Here is a 20081-nt window from a genome sequence, read left to right as displayed (position 1 = left end):
GATGAAAAGTAGCGCAGCGCTAGATGTGATAAACAGGCCAGTTACCGCTTTAGAGGATGAATATCCCAAAGGCTATATCGATATCTGGCATCACCATAAACGCAGCCAGCTTGTTTATGCAATAAAGGGCATTCTCACAATTATAACAGATGACGGCAGCTATATTCTGCCGCCGCAGCGAGCACTGTGGATACCAGCCGGGGTTGAGCACATGGCAACCTGCCGCAGCGATGTTTCTATTCGAACACTTTATATAGAACCAGATGCGCGGGCAAACCTACCTAAAAAGTGCCGCGTCATTGAGGTTTCAGAGTTACTGCGCTCGCTTATTTTACAAGCCATGAAAATTCCTGCTGAATATAACCATGATAGCCGTGAAGGCCGTATCATGCGCCTTATTCTTGATGAAATTGAACTAATGCCCATCGAACCGCTTTTAATTCCTATGCCACAAGACAAGCGCCTATCAACGATATGCCAAAACTTTGTAAACGACCCAACGCAAAATCAGGCGCTTGAATATTGGGCTAAATCTGCTGGCATGAGCCTGCGCACTTTCACACGCCTGTTTCGGCAGGAAACCAACATGAGCTTTTCCACATGGCGCCAGCACGCGCGGCTTTTAGAGGCGCTCTCCCGCCTCTCTGTTGGTGAACCCGTTACCACTGTTGCCTTCGATGTAGGCTACAACAGCTCCAGTGCTTTTACCTCTATGTTTCATAAAACATTTGGTGTGCCACCTAGTAAATATTTCTAGGCAGCAACACCTCTCGCTCTTCAGTGCCTATGCTCTTTGTGGACGTCGTTTCCACCACAGAGCAATACCAACACCTGACATCACAAGCAAAATAATCCCTGTCACAAACGCCAGTATCCGCCCCGGCAGCCCAATGGCATTGCCAAGATGGATTGAAAAGAACGAGCTTAAAATGCTCGCCCTAACAGGAGCATTAAGCTGGTCATAATTTGCCAAAATGCTGCCATCAACAGCACTGATATATATTTTGGTATTACCAAAAATCTCTCGGATTTCACCGTCCTGCAATAGCCTTATCATATAATAAGGTTCCTCAACTGAGGGCGTGGATAGGATTGAAAGCCGCGCAGCCGGATATGTTTTCAAGGCAATGTGCATTGCATCTGCAATTGAGACAGTTTGCTTGCTTGCAAGATCAGGCACAGCGGGCACAACCGGGTCTGCCCACGGGTCACCAACCGCGCCCTTAACCTCTTCAAACCAGATAAGGAGCACACCCGTTGCAACAACAAGCACAGCTGGCACAGCAACGCACAAGCCCAAAAGCCGGTGCCAGTTATAAAGCTTGATACGAATAGGTACACCTAGAGAAAGCTTGAAAAAGCTGCCCCATTTTTTACGCTGCGGCCAAATCATCTGGATACCCAGAATAAGGTTAGTCAGCAGAAAAATGCCGCTAATACCAAGGATTGTAGGACCATATCCATCAATCAACAGGGATTCGTGTATATTAAGAATGAAGCTAAAAAAGTCATCCTTCATCATGCGGTCAGCCACAATTTCACCGTCTCCGTCAATGCGAACGGCACGGTACCCCAAATCATCAGATACCGTATTATGGAAATACACATCAAACCGGGTTGATTCCCTACTTGTTGTAAAGATAAAACCCGGCTCCCAGTCAGGATGCGCTTTATCAAAAGCGTTAAGACTTGCTTCAAATGCCTCAGGGTTTAAAGCTGCAAGCGGCTTGTCAATTTTTGCAGCAGTCATCTCTGGCGCAAAGACTGCAACCACCCCTGTAAGGATTTGCACGAGCCAAAGAACAGCAAGTGTTAAGCTGACATATTTATGAATTTTATAAGCCGTAGAACGCATACACCTCTCCTGAGTATGGAATTTGGTACATTCTAGTTTGCTGCGGCTATTTTGCTTGTTGTTTCGGGTCCAACTGCTTTGCGATTGAGCCAAAAAGTGGCCCAATATAACAAAGCATACAGATTTACGCCGTTTCAGCCTTAAAGCCACGGATAAAAGAAACCAGATTAAGTGGTAGTTGTTCTGTTAAATATCCACCCTCCTGAACCAACAGAGTGGGGTAGCCAGCCGCAGCAATTTTACGGGCAATCCGGTTAAATCCTTCTGTGGTTATTTTCAGCACACCGATAGGATCATGTTCGCTAGCATCCAAACCAAGAGCAACCACAAGTGCCGATGGCTTGAAATCCCTTATTCGATCAAGTGCTTTCTCAAGCGCCGCAAGATAAGCATCATCACCTGTTTTGTGGGCCAATGGCATGTTCACATTTGCGCCTTTACCAGCCCCTTCACCTGTCTCCTCCGCATATCCTGCATAATAAGGGAAGTAATTGGAAGGATCGGCATGGATGGAAACAGTGAGCATATCGCCGCGATTATAAAAAATACCCTGCGTGCCATTACCGTGATGGACATCAATATCAAGGATCGCCACCGGCCCGTTTTTTTGGGCGCCAATATAATGCGCTGCAATGGCCGTATTATTTAGATAGCAAAAACCGCCGGAACAATCCGCGTAGGCATGGTGCCCAGGCGGGCGGCACAGCGCATAGGCAACCCCGGTTGCCAGCATTTCGTCAGCAGCGGAAAGCGCAACCTGCGCTGCACCGTAAACTGCGTCCCACGTGCCTGCCTGAATTGCTGTTGAAGTATCTGCACTATAATAGCCAAGCAACCCTTCCAGACCAGTTGGTTTATGGTGCATGTGCAGACGGGGGAAATGGGTTGGAATAAATTCCGTACTGTCAGCGTTTATCTCTGCCCGCTTTGCCCAAAAGGTAGACAAAAAATCTACATAGTCTTTGGTATGAACCGCCAGAACAGGCGCAAGGCCATAGTCCTTTACCGGTCCTTCAGAAAAGCCAGCCGCCGTAAGCGCATCATGTAAAATCGTTGCCCGTATCGCACGTTCTGGGTGCGTAATTACCGTGCCTTTACGATAAAATGTTTCAGGGTCATACTTTTTATTAGTGTCAGAATAGAAAAAGCGCATACAAAAACTTCCAAAACGCTCGATAAAAGCGACCTTACATACCCAGTCTGTTTTTTAACCAATCAGCGGTTTCTTGCAAAGCAACATTTGCAATACCACCCAAGCTTGCTGTCTCCAAAAAGCCGTGTATGGCACCTTCATAAACAACAGCTTTTACATCAACACCACTTTCTTTAAGGCGCTTTTCCATCCGCAGGTTATCGCCGCATAGTATATCGCAGCCTGCAATCGCCATATAGACCGCAGGCATTTTGGTCAGATCAGCAAGCATAGGGGAAACAAACGGCTCAATACCGTCTTTTTGAATATCACCCAGATAGTTATGCCAAAACCAGATCATTTCCTCGGTTGTCAACAGGTATTCCACTTCTTGCGGCCTTACAACAGGATCAAGTGCTATCGCACTATCTACCACCGCATAGTTCAAAATCATTGCTTTAATCAGGCTTGCTTTACCTTGTTCCTGAAGCTTTAGGCATGTTGCCATACTCAGGTTACCACCTGCGGAATCACCGCCGATCGCCAGCTTGCCAGCATCAATACCAAGGTCTTGTGCATGCTCTGCACACCACAGAACGGCGGCCACGCTTTCATTAACCTGCGTAGGGTACCGGCTTTCCGGTGCAAGGCTATAATCAATACCAATAACACACACACCAGCGCGCGCTGCATACTCGCGCATTAGTCTATCGTGGGTATCAAGGCTGAACATAACCCAGCCACCCCCATGTAAATAAAACAGGCACGGCAATGTTTCATCCGTCGTTGGACGGTGCATTCTGATACGCACTTTTTTATCACCAGACACTGGCACAAACTGCTCGGTGGTTTTAACCATTTCGGGGCCACCACTTGAGAAGGGCTCACGTACCTGCGCAACAATATCGCGAACTTCTGAAAACGGAACACTATCCAAATCAGGGAACTGCGCGTAACGCTCCTTCATAATAGCCTGAAACTGCTCCATTTCCGGCGTGAGCATATTTTGTTTGACTTTCTGGCCCTTTAGGGGAGCTGACATACACAATTCTTTCTTCATTTAACAGACTATACCTACCAACAAGAAAGTGTCATGTTACCTTCTCCCCGGTGTGGCTCGGCACTATAATTACCTCGGCAACATACCTTTAGGCTGCACGAGATGGGCCTATGTCTATTTAGAATGGGCCACAATCTGGCCTTTCAAAATCCCGCATAATGCTACTTGGCCTGATTGAGCAACTAATTGACCCTAGAAAACGCTTTTTCGGCCAGAAGATAGCCTACTATATATGCACCAAGCGGCAGAGAGGGCGAATCAAACTCAGGCCCCGCAGTGCCGAATAAAGTAAATTATATTTACAATTAACAAACGGGAGGACAAAGCGATGCTTTGCTCAACAAACTGGAAAAAATTCTTGATGACTGGTGGCGCCTTGCTCGGTTATGCAGCAACAATACCAGCCACTATCGCCGCTGAAGCGGGAAAAGAAGACACTGTCTTTGAAGAGATTATCGTAACAGCCAACAAACGTTCTGAAAGCCTAAGGTCTGTAGCGGGCGCTATTAGTGCGGTTACTGGATCACAGCTTTCTGACATGGGCGCCGAAAGCCTGTCTGATTATATCACAACCCTGCCTGGCGTACACTTTAATGACTACCAGCCGGGTGTATCAGAAGTTATTATTCGCGGTGTATCTGCCTCTACATACCACGAGCAGGGCCAAACAACCGTTGGTTACTACATCAACGAAATACCGCTCAATGAAGCTGGTTGGCCGATCGTTATCCCTGACGTTGACACCTTTGACCTTGAGCGCGTTGAAGTTCTTCGTGGCCCACAAGGGTCCTTGTACGGTGCTGCAGCCCTTGGCGGCCTTGTAAACTATATTGCCAAAGAAGCAGATCCATCCGAATTTGATGCTGCGTTTGAAGCTTCTATCGGTAGCACACGTAATGCTGGCGAGCCAAACTACACAGCCAAAGGCATGTTTAATGCCCCCATCATTGAAGACAAACTTGCAGTGCGCGTTGTTGCCCTCGAGCGCTTTGATGCAGGCTTTATTGACAACATCGGCACTGGTCAAGACGGCGTAAACGACCTGTCTGTACGCGGTCTGCGCGGTTCTGTTGTGTTCACACCAAGTGACAAAACGAAGATCTCATGGATGACCATGTATCAGGAAACAAATCTTGATGATGCAACATACCTGACTGTCCCTACACTGACACGTAACACAGTTGTCGCTGAACCACACGAAACAGAAATGCTTTTGCACAGCCTTAAGATCGAACAAGACCTTGGCTTTGCGGACCTCACTGTGCTCGGCGCTCTAGCGAGCAAAGAAAGCTATATTGTTTTTGATTATTCAACATCAGGGTATCTGGTGGCTGGCGAGCCAACTTGGTCTGATGGCTTTGCTGAATCCGACAGCAAACATTTTGAAGCACGTCTAGCATCAAAAGAAAATGATAGCCGCTTTAGCTGGTTAGTGGGCGTTTCATATGCAGAAAGCACCAAGGATTCAAACGACGCTGTTTATCAGGCAGGGGCTGCTGATTACATTGATGCAAACCCTGACCTTTTCGGCGGCGTTTCCGGTTCCCTCGTGGCACCAAATGATTATATCAGCCAGTATGTCGTTGATCAGGAAAACGAAGACTTCGGCATTTTTGGTGAAGTGACTTTTGATGTAACAGACGCAATCAGCATCACAGCTGGTGGCCGCTATTTTGATGCATCCAGTGAAACACAGGTTATCATCCCACCAAGTGCTGCCTTTATCGGCTCAGTTGACGCAGTTGGTACACAGTTTGGTGGCCCTGAAAGCGCAGATGGCTTTACACCAAAAGTCACTGTGAAGTATCAGCCAAATGATGATTTCATGATCTTCGCACGCTATTCTGAAGGCTTCCGTATCGGCGGTGTAAACCCTAACGCAGGACGGTTACCTGCTGGCACGGTTGATGCAGCTTATGCACCCGATAATCTTGAAAACTATGAGATCGGCACCCGCTTTGATCTGATGGAAAACAGACTTAAGATTGACCTAACCGCCTTCCACCTCAAGTGGTCTGACATGCAGGTACGTCTGTTCACCCCGGCACCTTTCTTCTACTCTTATGTGGTGAACGCTGGCGGTTCAGAAATCAACGGTCTCGAGCTTTCTGCTATGTTCCGTGCTAACGAAGTCGTTGATTTCAGCACAAACATCACGTATCTGGATGCTGAAGTAAGCGAATTTGTGCCTGATACATTCGCCGCAAACGGCCTTGGTGGTTACCCTGAAGGCACAACACTGCCGGGTGCCTCAAAGTGGTCAATTGCCAACACGTTGAACTTCAACTTTGCTGATGTGGCCCTTGCGCCGCGTGTTAGCATCTCGCACACCTACCTGTCGTCTGCGCCTGTTGCCTTTGGGTCAGTGACACAGCGGGGCGGCTATCACCTCGTTGATGCACGGGCAACCTTGCAAGTGCAGGAAAATGTGGAAGTAGCCTTCTATGTAGAGAACCTGTTTGACAAATACGGCATTCTCAACGCGCCGTTCGGTGACTTTTATCCACAACCTCTTGGATCGATCACACGCCCACGTTCAATCGGTTTCAAGTTTAGCTGGCACATGTAAGGCTATTCACAAATAGCATATAAAATCACTCTATAAAAAGGGGGCCAATCGGCCCCCTTTTTTATGCCGCGCTATACCACCTTTCAGGCAGCCTTAATCTTAACCCCTCCCCACAGAAACACTCATGCCCGCGCGCCAGAGTCGCGCTTCCATATATTAAATATATAATGCTATATATTTTTATAATGTGTATTATTTATATAATTAAATAAATTATATAGTATTATATATACAATAATACCTCTCGAAACCTCACACTACGAATACTTTATTCTCGCGTTTTTCTCTATAATTACACAGACAGAAAACAGGCTACGAAACGCCTAGGCGTTCGCCTGTCACGGTAATGTTATGGGAGAATACCGCGATGACTGAAACAGACCAAAAAGCTGAGCCGGCATACAAAAGCCGGCTGTTTGTACCAAAGGCATCGTCACGGCCCGGCAGCCCTCCCGATTTCAGCACTTTAAACATTCCCGCAGCAGGTGCAGCCCCCAAGCCAGACATTAACTGCAATGCGCTGGATATTCAGGATCTAGCCTACAGCCTTATTCGTGTTCTTGACGACAAAGGCTGTGCAGTTGGACCGTGGCAGCCTGAAATACAAACGGACGAACTGCTTAAAGGTTTGCGTCATATGGTACATGTCCGTGCCTACGATGATCGCATGTTCCGCATGCAGCGACAGGGCAAGCTTTCCTTTTACATGAAATGCACCGGCGAAGAAGCAATCGCCGTGGCACAGGCAATGGCACTTGAAAGCGGCGACATGCTGTTTCCATCCTACCGGCAGCAAGGGCTGCTGTTTGTTCGCGAACGGTCGCTAGTCGACATGATGTGTCACTGTATCTCGAACGCGCGCGACAACCTTAAAGGCCGCCAGATGCCAGTTTTCTATAGCTGGAAAGAAGGTAACTTTTTCAGCATTTCCGGTAACCTTGCCACCCAGTATAGCCAAGCCGTAGGTTGGGCGATGGCCTCCGCCTATAAAGGGGAAAGCCATATTGCCAGTGCGTGGGTGGGCGATGGCAGCACAGCAGAAGCTGATTTTCACCACGCGCTTTTGTTTGCCGCCACCTATCAGGCACCGGTTATTCTGAATGTGGTCAATAACCAGTGGGCTATTTCTACCCCGCAGTCTTTTGCCTCAGCAGGTACAACCTTTGCCGCGCGCGGTATTGGCTTTAATATCCCGAGCCTTAGGGTAGACGGCAATGACTTTCTGGCCGTTTACGCTGTTACCAAATGGGCAGCAGAGCGTGCGCGCCTTGGGTACGGCCCAACCTTCATTGAGCAGTTTACATACCGCACGGAAGGCCATTCAACCAGCGATAATCCAGACGCTTACCGCGCTGCTGGTGAGGGCAAAGCATGGCCGCTTGGCGACCCGATTGAGCGCCTCAAGCAACATCTCATTAGCCTTGGTGTCTGGAGCGAAGAACAGCATACAGCACTCGCCGAAGAACTGGCCGCCTCCGTCACAAAAGACTGGAAAGAAGCAATTTCCTACGGCTCGCTGGATGAAGGCCCCCATTGGCCCATACCCACCATGTTTGAGGATGTGTTCAAGGAAATGCCAGACCACCTACGCAAGCAACGTCAGCAAATGGGGATATAGATAAAATGGCTAAAATGACAATGGTACAGGCCATCAACTCAGCGCTTGATTGCACAATGGCAAAAGACCCAAATGTATTTGTAATGGGGCAGGATGTTGGGTACTTCGGCGGCGTTTTCCGGTGCACAGAAGGCCTTTATAAAAAATACGGTGCGCACCGCGCAATCGACGCACCTATCGCAGAAGGTGGCATTGTAGCTGCTGCAATCGGTATGGGTGTGAACGGCCTACGACCTGTTGTTGAAATGCAATTCGCCGATTATATCTATCCAGCAATAGATCAGATTATCAGCGAACTAGCGCGGCTGCGGCACCGTAGCGGCGGGGAGTACTGGGCACCTGTCACCGTAAGGGCACCTTGCGGTGGCGGCATTCGCGGTGGCCAAACCCACTCGCAAAGCCCAGAGGGCATCTTTACCCATGTATGCGGCCTGAAAACAATTATGCCAGCCACGCCTTACGACGCAAAAGGCCTGTTGATTAGCGCAATCGAAGATGATGACCCGGTTATCTTTTTTGAGCCAAAACGCATTTATAATGGGCCTTTTTACGGCCATGGTAGTGTTGATCAGAAAAGCTGGAATGCCCACCCTGCTGGCGAAGTACCTGAAGGCCACTATACTATCCCGATTGGTAAAGCCTCTATCTGGCAGGAAGGGAGCGATGTGACGGTCCTTACCTACGGCACCATGGTGCATGTCGCAGAGGCTGCCATAAAGGCAAGCGGTATTAACGCCGAACTCATTGACCTTCGGAGCTTGCTCCCTCTCGACACAGAAACCATCACCGCCTCGGTTGCCAAAACGGGCCGCTGTGTCATCATCCACGAAGCAACCCGCACAAGTGGCTTTGGCGCTGAACTGGTCGCTGAAGTGCAAGAAGCGTGTTTCTGGCATCTAAAAGCCCCGATAGAGCGTGTCACCGGCTGGGATACACCCTACCCCCATGCTTTCGAATGGGAATATTTCCCCAGCCAAACCCGCATCATTGAAGCGCTACAGCGCACCCTTGAAACAAATTAAGAGGATAACAGCAATGGGACACTTTAGTTTTAAATTGCCTGACCTCGGGGAAGGTATTGTTGAATCTGAAATTACCGCATGGCACGTAAAGCCCGGTGATACAGTTGAAGAAGACCAACATATTGCTGATGTTATGACCGACAAAGCCAATGTTGAGGTTAGCTCCCCCGTGAGCGGCACAGTTGTTTCGCTTGCCTGTGTGGCGGGCGAAATTTTGGCAGTTGGCCGCGAAATGATCTGCTTTGAAGTAGAGGGCGACGGCAATGTTTCTGCTCCTGAAAAACCTGAGCCATCCACCAGCAAGCCTGCCGAACCTGATGTAAAGCCAGAGCTTGCCGCAGCACCTGCCCCAGTGAAACAACAAGCTATGCATCAAGAGGCAGCGGCTACAAAACCCGCAGGCCGCAAAACCCCTGAAACCGTACTGTTCGGCACCGGCGTGCTGGCTTCCCCCTCTGTTCGGCAACGTGCCCGCGATGAAGCGATTGATCTTGCCGCAGTGCCCGGCAGTGGCCCGGCTGGTCGTATAAGCCATAAAGACCTGGATGCTTTCATTGCAGCCGGCGGGGCGCTTGCTGTCCGGCCCGGTAAAACCAAACGCCAAGGCCACACGGATGTAAAAATCATTGGCATGCGCCGTTTGATCGCACAAAAAATGCAGCAGTCCAAACGCACTATTCCGCATTATTCTTATATTGAGGAAATAGACGTGACAGGGCTTGAGGAGCTGCGACAGCATCTTAATGCCACCCGCGCAGAAGGCCTACCAAAGCTGACGCTATTACCCTTCCTAGTACAGGCACTTGTTAAAATTCTGCCACGTTTCCCGCACTGCAACGCACGCTACGACGACGAAGCTGGAGTATTAGCTCAGTTTGAAGCGGTCCACGCCGGCATTGCAGTTATGACAGATGCAGGCCTGATGGTGCCCGTTATAAAGCATGCTGAAAGTCTGAGCATTTGGCAAGTTGCCGCAGAAATCGCCCGTGTGTCAGATGCCGCCAGAAATGGCACCGCCAAAACCGATGAGCTAAGTGGCTCAACCATTACCATCACCAGCCTTGGGGCGATTGGCGGCGTTGCCACAACACCTATTATCAATGCCCCTGAGACATCCATTATCGGCGTTAACAAAATACAGGAAAGGCCCGTCGTGAAAGACGGCACGATTGTCATTCGCAAAATGATGAATCTGTCTTCATCATTTGACCACCGTATTGTCGACGGGTTTGACGGTGCACAGCTGGTGCAGGCTTTAAAGCACATTCTTGAAACCCCCGGTGCCATCTTTGTTGAGGAAGCATGATATGAGTAATAAAAAATCCTGCACATTACTGGTGGTGGGCGCTGGCCCTGGCGGGTATGTTGCCGCCATTCGTGCTGGCCAGCTTGGCCTTGATACCATTATTGTTGAAGCAGACCGCGCGGGCGGCACCTGCCTGATACGGGGCTGTATTCCATCAAAAGCTCTCATTCATGCTGCAACACGGTTTGAAGAACTCTCCAGCCATGCTGACAGCGCCAAGCTTGGTATATCGCTTGAAAGCACACCAAAGCTTAATGTGGAACAGTTGATGGACTGGAAAAGCGGCATTGTTGACAAACTAAATGGCGGCGTTGAGGCCCTTCTTAAAAAAGCAGGTGTTGAACTGGTTAAAGGCTGGGCAACATTTTCTGACGCCAAAACCTGCACTGTTGAAACACCTGAAGGCCCCCTGACGATTGAGGCTGAACACGTGTTGCTCTCGAATGGGTCAAGCGCTGTTGAATTGCCAAACATGCCTTATGGTGATGCTGTTATTTCATCCACCGAAGCGCTAAGCCTTGCAGCACTACCAGAACATCTGGTTGTTATTGGTGCTGGTTATATTGGGCTAGAGCTTGGCATTGCATATAGAAAACTGGGGGCGAATGTCACCTTCCTTGAAGGCAGGGATCGTATTTTGCCGCTGTACGACAAGGAAATGACCCGCCCGATCGAGGCATGGCTCAAAAAACATAAAACCCCTGTTCTGGCAAATGCCAAAGTACAATCTGCCAAAACAGAGAATGGCAAAGCCTCTGTGGTTTATACCGGTGCCGACGGTGTGGAACACACCCTTGTTGCAAATAAAGTGCTGGTTACCGTCGGCCGTGCGCCAAACACCAAAGGCTGGGGCCTAGAGACCATGTGCATTGACATGAACGGTGCCTTTATCAAGGTTGACCAAATGTGCCGCACTGCCATGAAGAATGTATGGGCAATTGGCGATTTGGTCGGCGAACCCATGCTGGCACACAAGGCATCAGCACAAGGCGAAATGGTTGCAGAGATTATTGCAGGCCACCGCCGGGCATTTGATCCGGTTGCCATACCCGCCGTATGTTTCACTGAACCCGAAATCGTAGGTGTTGGCCTGACACCTGACGAAGCAAAGGCCGCCGGGCATGATGTCATTGTTGGCAAGTTCCCATTTGCCGCTATTGGCCGCGCCCTCACAATGGAAGCTGGTACAGACGGCGGCTTTGTACGCATCACCGCCCGCAAAGAAGACCATGTTATTTTAGGCATCCACGCAGTTGGGGCCCATGTATCAGAACTAAGTAACGAATTTGCTTTAGCTCTTGAAATGGGCGCACGCCTAGAGGACCTTGCCCACACCGTTCATGTGCACCCCACGCTCGGCGAGGCAACGATGGAAGCATCACTTGCAGCCCTCGGTAAAGCCATTCATATAACAAACTGACGCAACAAGGATATTCGCTGTGAAACTTTCAGCTTTTGGTAAAAAATTCACTAGCCCATCTGGCACTGTTGAATTGATGCTTGATCTTGGTACTGCCCTTAATGAAAACCCGGATATGATTTTTATGGGCGGCGGCAACCCCGGTCACATTAAGGAAGTTGAAGCTGCATTCCAGCAACGACTTGAAGCCATTCTTGCCAACCCCAAACAAAGGCATAGCTTGCTGGGTATTTACCAGTCTCCCCAAGGGGACAAAGAGTTCAGGCAGCAGATTGCTGCGTTCCTTAACAGCCAGTTTAACTGGGGCCTTACCGAGCATAATATTGCAGTGTCAAATGGCAGCCAGTCGGCTTTTTTCATACTCTACAATATGTTTGCTGGCACCATGCCAGATGGACGTAACACCTCCATCCACCTGCCTCTTACACCAGAATATCTCGGGTATGCTGATACCGGACTTTCGGAAAGCTTTTTCACGGCAACAAAACCAAATATTGAGCTACTCGATGATGCACTGTTTAAATACCGGGTAGACTTCTCCAGCCTAAAACTCGATGCAAGCACCGCTGCCCTCTGTGTATCACGCCCGACAAACCCAACAGGTAATGTACTAACAGACAATGAAATCCTGCATCTTGATGCCATGGCAAAAGAACAGGATATTCCCTTCATTATTGATGGGGCATACGGCCTGCCATTCCCTAATATTATGTTTACCGATGCCACCCCTTACTGGAATGACAATATCATTCTGGCACTGAGCCTTTCTAAGCTTGGCCTGCCGGGTGTGCGTACCGGCATTGTTGTTGCCCGTGAAGACATCATTCAAGCCTTCACAAACGCCAACACTATTGTAAACTTGGCGTGCGGCACACTGGGGCCTGCACTTGCTAAAGCCATGTTTAAAACAGGCGAAATTCTGTCGCTGAGCGAAAAATATATCACCCCGTTTTACAAAGACCGCGCAAGCCAGACAGCGAAATGGTTTAGGGAAAGTCTTGAGGGGCTGCCTTTCCGCATTCACAAACCTGAAGGCGCCATCTTCCTGTGGCTTTGGTTTGAAGGGCTGCCTATTACCAGCCAAACACTCTATGAGCGCCTTAAAAAACGCGGCGTCCTTATTGTGCCGGGCCATAACTTTTTTGTTGGCCTCGGTGACGACTGGGCGCACAAGCATGAATGTATAAGAGTATCCTATGCGCAAGACCCACACATTGTGCAGGAAGGCATTCGCATCATCAAAGAAGAAGTGGCGAAAGCCTATGAAGAGGGCTGATTAAGGGGCTGGATCTGGTGCATGTTGCACAATAATAGTATCACCCACAATAATTTGCATCAGGTCATAACCAACCTCAACAGCACCGCCGTAACCTTTGCGGGTTTCATCAAGAAGGGTTTGGGCAAAAGCACCGTCATTTCTGGTGTGATAATATACAGCAAGTCGCGGGCGGGTTTGGGCAAATAGCTTTGCCGCTTGCCCTGCTGTTGTGTGGTAACCAACAATTCTTGCAACCTGTTCCGGTTTAAAGTGGCTTTCAAGATACGCTATCAGAGCTGGTGACATCACCTCCTGCACAATAACATCAGCCCCTTTCCCGTATGTATATAAACTATCTGTAAGCGTGGTATCGCCTGAAATCATAACCACCTTACCCTTATATTCAACACGGTACCCCCATGCAGGCTTAACAGTCGAGTGGTCTACCTCAAAAGCTATTACCCTTAACCCGCCGTTATCATACACAGTACCATTATGGGTAATATCAGCAAAAGCGTCATCAAGGCCAGAACGGGTTGCTGGCACACCGTCTTCATAACGCTTGTTGATATCATACTGAAATGTCTTCGCCATATTATGCATCATCTCTGTGGTTCCCTCAGGTCCCCAAATGGCCAAAGGTGCCGTTCTGCCCTGCACCCAACCATTGAGCCACAGGTCATCTATGCCCACAATATGGTCTGAATGTAGGTGCGTTACAAACAGGTGGTTAACTTTTGGAATTAAAGCCGGGTCAACCTCAGCGAGGCGGGTGGTGCAGCCACGACCACAATCAAACAACAAGGCCTGATCCCCAGCCTGCACCAAAATAGCAGTACCAAACTGCGTAGCGCTGGGAACCGGTGTTCCTGAGCCTAAAATTGTGAGGGTAAGACCTGCCTTTTCTTCCTCGCCTGCATGCACCCTTAAAAGGCCAGACGCACAACACAAAAAAGCCAAAACCTGAAAAATAACTAAAAATGCCACACGCATAGTAATGAACCCGTTCTATCTATAACCACCTTAGCCACACCTTTTATACGACATGACAAAGGTGTAGGCATTATAAACCATGTTTTACAAAAAGTGTATTCACTTTATAAAAATAACTTACCCGCCGCACCCAACGCACAACTCCTTATAATGATAATCACACTGCCAACATAACGCCATTAATTACTGTATATAAAGGATTTATTGTAAAAAAAATGAAACGTCAGACTATGATGATGGTGTTTTTTCAATGAATAAATTAAACTTAATCAAACCACATTCATAAAAACTGTATCCATTTATTGCTTGACTAAATATGTAAATAGAGTATCTACTAACAGCAAGGATACCTGAAAGCCCTCTATCGTTATGAGGGGTTATCAAAAGAGTGCATGATAAACCTTGGGGAAGAGGTAATGCGCTTGAATTCTTGGGGAAGAAACTGCGCGAAAAACTTAGGCATGAATTGAGCCCGTGCATCCAGTTTAGGGGAAAAAAATGAGAATGAGCATCCGTCCAAGTGTTATGGTGTTAGCGCTGCTAGCGCCTGCTACTTTACAGGCACAAGACACTGGGTCCAAGGCCCTTTTCAGCATTGAAGAAATTGTTGTGACCGCCGAAAAACGCGAAGCCAACCTGCAAAATACAGCTGTAGCAATTTCAGCCTTCAGTGGCGAAACACTGGAGCGCCGGGGCATCGATGATGTATCAAATCTGCAGTCTTATATTCCAAACCTGCATGTCGGGCAGGAACAGGACGGCTTCAAAATTGCCATGCGCGGTATTGGCCTTCAGGGTACAACATCCATCTCTGATTCAGGCGTTGCCTTCTATAACGATGGCTTCTATATCCCGCGTCCTGCTGGTGGTAGCGCTGTGTTTTATGACATTAGCCGCGTTGAGGTTTTGAAAGGCCCACAAGGCACCCTTTATGGCCGTAACGCAACCGGCGGTGTGGTGAATGTTATTTCCAACGCGCCCAGCGACGAGTTTGAGGGCGAAATGGGCTTTAGTTACGGCAACCGCGATCTTGTTGAAATGCGCGGCATTTTAAACATACCGCTCAGTGAAACTGTATCCAGCCGCTTCTCCCTCGTACATACAGAAGAAGATGGTTACGTTAAAAACAACTCTGGCGCGCCCGGCACAAGGCCTTTTTATGGCACAGACGGCGACCTGACTATGCGCGGGCAGCTACAGTATGATAATAAAGAAGATCTCAAGATACTTTTGGCACTGAACTATAGCAAACTGAACGGCACAGGTATTGCCATGAAGTACCTTGAACGTAACATAGGTGGCCCCGGCCCAACACAGGCCCTACTGGCAACTGTACCAACAGACCCTGCTGATCCACTTGTAAACAACAGCGAAATTTCGGGCTATAATGATACCGAAACCACCTATGGCTTCCTGCGCGTTGAAAAGTCTTTTGGCGGTGTGGATGCCTTCCTGCAGGCCGGTAAATTCTGGCAGGACACAAACATTCTGCAAGACTTTGACGGTTCCCCTGTGGAGGTGAGCCTCTTTAACAAAGATCAGGAAAACGAAGCAGAAAGTGTTGAGTTCCGTTTAGCGTCGAACACAGACGGCCCCCTTGAATGGATGCTGGGTGCTTATTATTTCTCTGAAGACACCTATATTTTCCGCCGTGTGCGCCTAAACGGCCTTGTCGGCGGCGGCACTGTTTTTATCAACCTGCCAGATTTTTTACTCGATGAATACGGTTCAGGCTCAACAAAAGCCGCCTTCAGTAATGTAAAATATGCCCTATCAGACACATTCCGCCTGTCAGGCGGTATTCGCTACACGAAAGATAAAAAAAGCGGCTCTAAAATTACCCGTGGTAACTTTGGGGCGCCGTTCCCACCAGACCTGATCGATGTTGAAGTTGATTTCTCGCAGGTCACATGGAAAGCAGGCATTGAATGGGATGCCAGTGAAGATGTCTTTGTGTATGCCAGTGCTTCAACAGGCTATAAGGCTGGCGGCTTTAATATTTCGTCAAGCGGCGCACCATACGACGCTGAAACGGTCGACGCTTATGAAGTAGGCATTAAATCCAACCCCTTTGACGGACGGATGCAGATCAACGCTGATGCCTTCTATTACAGCTATAACGATATGCAGCTCACCACCCTTACAACGGTGAACAATGCTCCCGGCCAGCTAACAACAAACGCTGCAGGCAGTACCTTATACGGTCTGGAAATTGACACCCAGTTCGAGATTACAGAAAACCTGCTGATGAATGCGGCCTACTCATACATTAGTGCCAAATTCGACGAATATTATAATACTGATCCCCGTGACCCTAACCCGGTTTTCAACCCGGGTGACCCAGAGGGCTTGGGCCGGACAGACCTTGCAGGTAACACAGTTCCATATGTGGCCAATCACACAATCAGTGTTGGCCTACAATACGGTATTGAACTGGGTGATAAAGGCAGCATTGTTGCAGCGATCAATTCATCATGGCACAGTGAGCTCTTTATGCGCGAATATAATGATCCGCTTATTGACCGGCAGGCCCCTAACACCAAAACCGATGCTACAATAACCTATTATGCTGGCGATTCTGGGCTATCCATTACTGGTTATGTCACCAACATTGAAAATGATACCGAACTGAATAACATTTTCGTAAGCCCCGGCTTTGTTGGCCTTAGTGCGACAGCATCTTACACCAAACCAAGAAGCTTTGGCGTGCGGCTGGATTACGAGTTTTAATTATACCTTGCTTTCCTCCCTATTCACCCCGCCGCGTATCAAGCGCAGGCGGGGTGTTTTTATGCCACGTTTAAAAACACCTGCACGAAAACCTAGTCGACCTGAAAAGAGACAACGCCTTTATGGTGCCGTGTGGACTCAGTATCTCACTGTATCATTGGGAATAGCATTTTCGGGGAACACCCCTGATAAGAAGGTGCGGCCACAAAGCGCACGATTGGGGGTCGAGTAGTAAAACTACTGCTCTGTGACCGCATTCGGTATATGTATACTCAGTGGAAACAATTCAAGCCTCGGCGTATAATATGGCCCTTGCACCCCAAAGACAGCTCAATAAAACGGGCAGGTATACTTAAGGTCATACAATTTCATAAGAGCATTGAAGGCCTCGACCTTATTTTGCCGACAATAGCTGTTCGCCAAATTTAAAATAATGGGCATATTCTCGGCGCTGTCCGGCCCCATTAGCTCTTTGCTAAGATCTAGCATCTCAAGTAACGTCTGCTCTTCAAGGCTACGCTGCTGCAACAGGCCATAAAGCGAAAAAAGCTGCTCCATATAATGGAGGCGTTTAAATTTGTCATCTTCGCTATCAGAAAGCAGCGCAATATTTTCCTGAACAACCACCACCGCCGCGCTATAGTCTTTCTTGGCAATGAGCAGTTTGTAATACAGCAGCCTGCTAAGTTCTGAAATATGATGCCGGGGGCCAAGGCTGGTTTTAGAAAGCTGGTAGGCTTTTATAACTTGATCGCTAACTTCAAGCAGGCGGCCTGCTTTATCATAATACCGATTAAGGGTTTTCAATCGGTTTAAATAATCTTCGTCAGTCTCTCCATATAAGGCAGAGGCACCCTCCAGCATTTCCTCACCGTAGCGGATAGCTTTTGTCCAGTTTTTCTGCGTTGCAGCCCGGTCAGCCTTAACCGCCAAGCGGCCAACTTTTTCTTCAGACCAGTCAGGCTGGCCGGCCACTACTGTTACGGAGCAACAGCATAAGAGAAGACATAGAAATGGAAGCCGCAGCCATCCTTTTTGCACAATCACATACCCTAAATATGTTCAAAGCCCTGTGGCACTTTAGGGATTTTATTCCGTAAATAAAAGCGGTTACTCAGGTAGAAGCTACGATAAAACTTTAGCCGACATACCAAAACAACGAATAGTAAATGCAAGGGCACACTCAAAACACCGATGCTAAACCTTTTGCTCGGCCACCTTAGGTTTTAGCATTTTTCGAAGCTGTATCTCATGTTCAGAGGTGCGCACGGCTTCAATACTACCTGTTAACTTCAAAAAGCGGATAAACGCTTCCGGGTCATCGGCGTCAAAAACACCATCAAATTCAACCTTCGAGATAAGCGGATCAGCAATAACAATTTTCACTTTGTTATACCGGTTGAATTCCCGCGCGATTGCTTCAAGCGGAGCCGCTTCAAACACCAATCGCCTGTTGCGCCACGACATAATATCATCTGTTGCTCGCATTCGAACTGGCGCAATTGTGCCGCTTAAACCAACGGCGGCTTCTTGGCCCTTTGTAAGATACAGCTTTGCCTGATGTTTTTTTGCAGACCCGATTTTATCAAAATCCTGCATACTTTCAGAATCTATAGTCTGCGCTGATGCGGTTTCACCAATAGGCGAAACTGCAACCCTGCCTTCCACAACCGCAACATCTGTTTGGTCGTGCCGCCTGTATACATTAAAAGTAGTGCCAACTGCTTCTGCGATCGCACCACCCGCATAAACCCTGAAAGGCCTAGTTGGGTCATGTGTAACCTTGAACAGAGCCTCGCCTTCAATCAGCTGTATAGCACGTTCATTATCCTTATAAAGAACAGCAACTTTTGAGTTTGTATTCAGATAGATTACCGAACCATCGATGAGAGAGACACTGCGCTGCTCACCTACCACCGTGCTATAGGCAACTTCCTGCTCTGCTATATCCGGTGCTGTTTGCCAAAACGTGGTGGCCGACACAGCAACAAATAACAAAGTTGCTGCAATAAGCGCCAAGGGTTTCCATACCTTGCTAAAAGAACGCACCGGCACTGCATCCTTATGATCAAAAATCTGTTCCTCTGCGCTTTTACGGAACAGCGGTACGACACTGGGTGCTTTCTCGGCAAGAAGCAGATCAATAGGTAATCGCTCTGATGTTTCAATATCTGCAAGCGCGTGAAAAGTGGTTGCCGCAAATAGGAACTCGCGCACATTTTCAGGGGAAGCCTGAAGCCAATCAGCCAGTTCTTTTTGCTCCGGCACACCAAGCGGTGCGCCATCAAGCCGCACAACCCAGTCGCTTGCTTCTTCAATTATAGCTCGCTGTTTTGTGGATATTTTGCTCATTGGTTTTTCTCCACCCAGCGAATTCGGCATTCGGTTAACGCGCGTGTCAGATATTTATGGACGGTATGGGGTGAAATCTCAAGCCGTTCGGCAATTTCAGCATGACTAAGGCCATCTCGTTTACGGAGCATTACTACTTCTCTATATAGCGGGGGGAGTTCGGCAAATATATCTTCTAGGTTTTTGAGTTCCTGCTTTATGTAAACAGTATGCGCAAATGCACCCTTGTCACCTTCTTCATTGGTCTCAGCGATATCCTCAATCGCCACTTCTTTTGGCGCCTGAGCCTTTTTAAGGAACATTTCACCAACCAGATTAGACGCTATGCGAAACAGATACGCTTCAGGGTGCCGCACCAGTTCAGGCTTTTCAATACGAATAAGGCGCAAATAAGCCTCTTGCATCAAGTCCTGCGCTTCATCATGGCTGGATAGTTTAGACATGAGAAACCGGTGAAGCCGCGGTGCATAGGCTTTCCATACCGGCCAGTGTGGGTGCATTTTCTGGCTTATGTTCCGCGTTTTTGACACGTCTTCCTGCTCCGGCCTCAACTGTTATAGCAAACTCATAACATCCTTCTTAGTGAAAGAGCGGTCCCTTGGCCTAACTTGGGTACTTTTTTGATCAATAAGTTTTCCGCGCCCAGTCTCGCTAGTCGCCATCCAAAAATTATTATAGGCTTTTTGTACCCATTTTTCCATCACCGCCTGCTCTTTCATCCTAAGGCGCATAAGGAAGCGCCAGAACATATTAGGAGAGGAAGAAA

General features: G+C 48.4%; 15 protein-coding genes. 8 read left to right on the top strand and 7 right to left on the bottom strand.

The window, feature by feature from the left end; genetic code table 11:
• Nucleotide 1: 1 nt before the first annotated feature.
• Entirely contained in the window at nucleotides 2–757 is a 756-nt protein-coding gene (locus ICL80_RS04295) for an AraC family transcriptional regulator (protein WP_194214881.1), read from the top strand.
• 27 nt (nucleotides 758–784) lie between these two features.
• On the opposite strand, the gene ICL80_RS04290 is transcribed toward ICL80_RS04295, so the two are convergent.
• The 3 genes from ICL80_RS04290 to ICL80_RS04280 form a co-directional block, all read right to left on the bottom strand.
• Nucleotides 785–1855, bottom strand: coding sequence for a PepSY-associated TM helix domain-containing protein (locus ICL80_RS04290; RefSeq protein ID WP_194214880.1), 1071 nt, complete (start codon nucleotides 1853–1855; stop codon nucleotides 785–787).
• Between the two features lie 124 nt (nucleotides 1856–1979).
• Nucleotides 1980–3008 carry a histone deacetylase family protein gene (locus tag ICL80_RS04285; protein WP_194214879.1) on the bottom strand — a complete coding sequence of 343 codons (1029 nt, stop codon included), beginning with the start codon at nucleotides 3006–3008 and terminating at the stop codon, nucleotides 1980–1982.
• Between the two features lie 34 nt (nucleotides 3009–3042).
• Nucleotides 3043–4029: an alpha/beta hydrolase gene (locus ICL80_RS04280; RefSeq protein WP_194214878.1), complete on the bottom strand. Its 987-nt coding sequence runs from the start codon at nucleotides 4027–4029 to the stop codon at nucleotides 3043–3045.
• Between the two features lie 346 nt (nucleotides 4030–4375).
• On the opposite strand from ICL80_RS04280, the gene ICL80_RS04275 reads away from it, so the two are divergent.
• From ICL80_RS04275 to ICL80_RS04250, 6 genes are all read left to right on the top strand, one after another.
• Nucleotides 4376–6616 carry a TonB-dependent receptor gene (locus tag ICL80_RS04275; RefSeq protein ID WP_194214877.1) on the top strand — a complete coding sequence of 747 codons (2241 nt, stop codon included), beginning with the start codon at nucleotides 4376–4378 and terminating at the stop codon, nucleotides 6614–6616.
• Between the two features lie 367 nt (nucleotides 6617–6983).
• Nucleotides 6984–8234 (top strand): thiamine pyrophosphate-dependent enzyme, encoded by a 1251-nt coding sequence (locus tag ICL80_RS04270; protein WP_194214876.1) that lies wholly within the window; start codon nucleotides 6984–6986, stop codon nucleotides 8232–8234.
• A gap of 5 nt (nucleotides 8235–8239) precedes the next feature.
• Nucleotides 8240–9256: an alpha-ketoacid dehydrogenase subunit beta gene (locus ICL80_RS04265; RefSeq protein ID WP_194214875.1), complete on the top strand. Its 1017-nt coding sequence runs from the start codon at nucleotides 8240–8242 to the stop codon at nucleotides 9254–9256.
• Nucleotides 9257–9269: 13 nt separating this feature from the next.
• On the top strand, nucleotides 9270–10562 hold the full coding sequence (locus ICL80_RS04260; RefSeq protein ID WP_194214874.1) for a dihydrolipoamide acetyltransferase family protein: 1293 nt from the start codon (nucleotides 9270–9272) through the stop codon (nucleotides 10560–10562).
• A gap of 1 nt (nucleotide 10563) precedes the next feature.
• Nucleotides 10564–11982, top strand: a complete 1419-nt coding sequence (gene lpdA / locus ICL80_RS04255; RefSeq protein ID WP_194214873.1) for a dihydrolipoyl dehydrogenase — start codon at nucleotides 10564–10566, stop codon at nucleotides 11980–11982.
• A 19-nt stretch (nucleotides 11983–12001) separates the two neighbouring features.
• Nucleotides 12002–13258, top strand: coding sequence for a valine--pyruvate transaminase (locus ICL80_RS04250; protein WP_194214872.1), 1257 nt, complete (start codon nucleotides 12002–12004; stop codon nucleotides 13256–13258).
• Here the strand turns inward: ICL80_RS04250 and ICL80_RS04245 are convergent, their stop codons facing one another.
• Nucleotides 13259–14233 (bottom strand): MBL fold metallo-hydrolase, encoded by a 975-nt coding sequence (locus ICL80_RS04245; RefSeq protein WP_194214871.1) that lies wholly within the window; start codon nucleotides 14231–14233, stop codon nucleotides 13259–13261.
• A 498-nt stretch (nucleotides 14234–14731) separates the two neighbouring features.
• On the opposite strand from ICL80_RS04245, the gene ICL80_RS04240 reads away from it, so the two are divergent.
• Nucleotides 14732–16963 carry a TonB-dependent receptor gene (locus ICL80_RS04240; protein WP_194214870.1) on the top strand — a complete coding sequence of 744 codons (2232 nt, stop codon included), beginning with the start codon at nucleotides 14732–14734 and terminating at the stop codon, nucleotides 16961–16963.
• Nucleotides 16964–17293: 330 nt separating this feature from the next.
• Here ICL80_RS04240 and ICL80_RS04235 read toward each other — a convergent pair whose 3' ends face one another.
• The 3 genes from ICL80_RS04235 to ICL80_RS04225 all read right to left on the bottom strand — a co-directional run bounded on the left by ICL80_RS04235 (nucleotide 17294) and on the right by ICL80_RS04225 (nucleotide 19845).
• Nucleotides 17294–18004: a hypothetical protein gene (locus tag ICL80_RS04235; protein ID WP_194214869.1), complete on the bottom strand. Its 711-nt coding sequence runs from the start codon at nucleotides 18002–18004 to the stop codon at nucleotides 17294–17296.
• 156 nt (nucleotides 18005–18160) lie between these two features.
• A complete protein-coding gene (locus ICL80_RS04230) occupies nucleotides 18161–19315 on the bottom strand; it encodes a FecR family protein (protein ID WP_194214868.1) in 1155 nt (384 codons plus the stop codon).
• On the bottom strand, nucleotides 19312–19845 hold the full coding sequence (locus tag ICL80_RS04225; RefSeq protein WP_194214867.1) for an RNA polymerase sigma factor: 534 nt from the start codon (nucleotides 19843–19845) through the stop codon (nucleotides 19312–19314). Before ICL80_RS04225 ends, ICL80_RS04230 begins: the two co-directional genes overlap by 4 nt.
• Nucleotides 19846–20081 lie beyond the last annotated feature (236 nt).

It is taken from the genome of Kordiimonas pumila (assembly GCF_015240255.1).
Taxonomy (GTDB): domain Bacteria; phylum Pseudomonadota; class Alphaproteobacteria; order Sphingomonadales; family Kordiimonadaceae; genus Kordiimonas; species Kordiimonas pumila.
The sequence above is the reverse complement of the archived record's forward strand: the minus strand, read 5'-3'. Positions and strand labels throughout refer to the sequence as shown.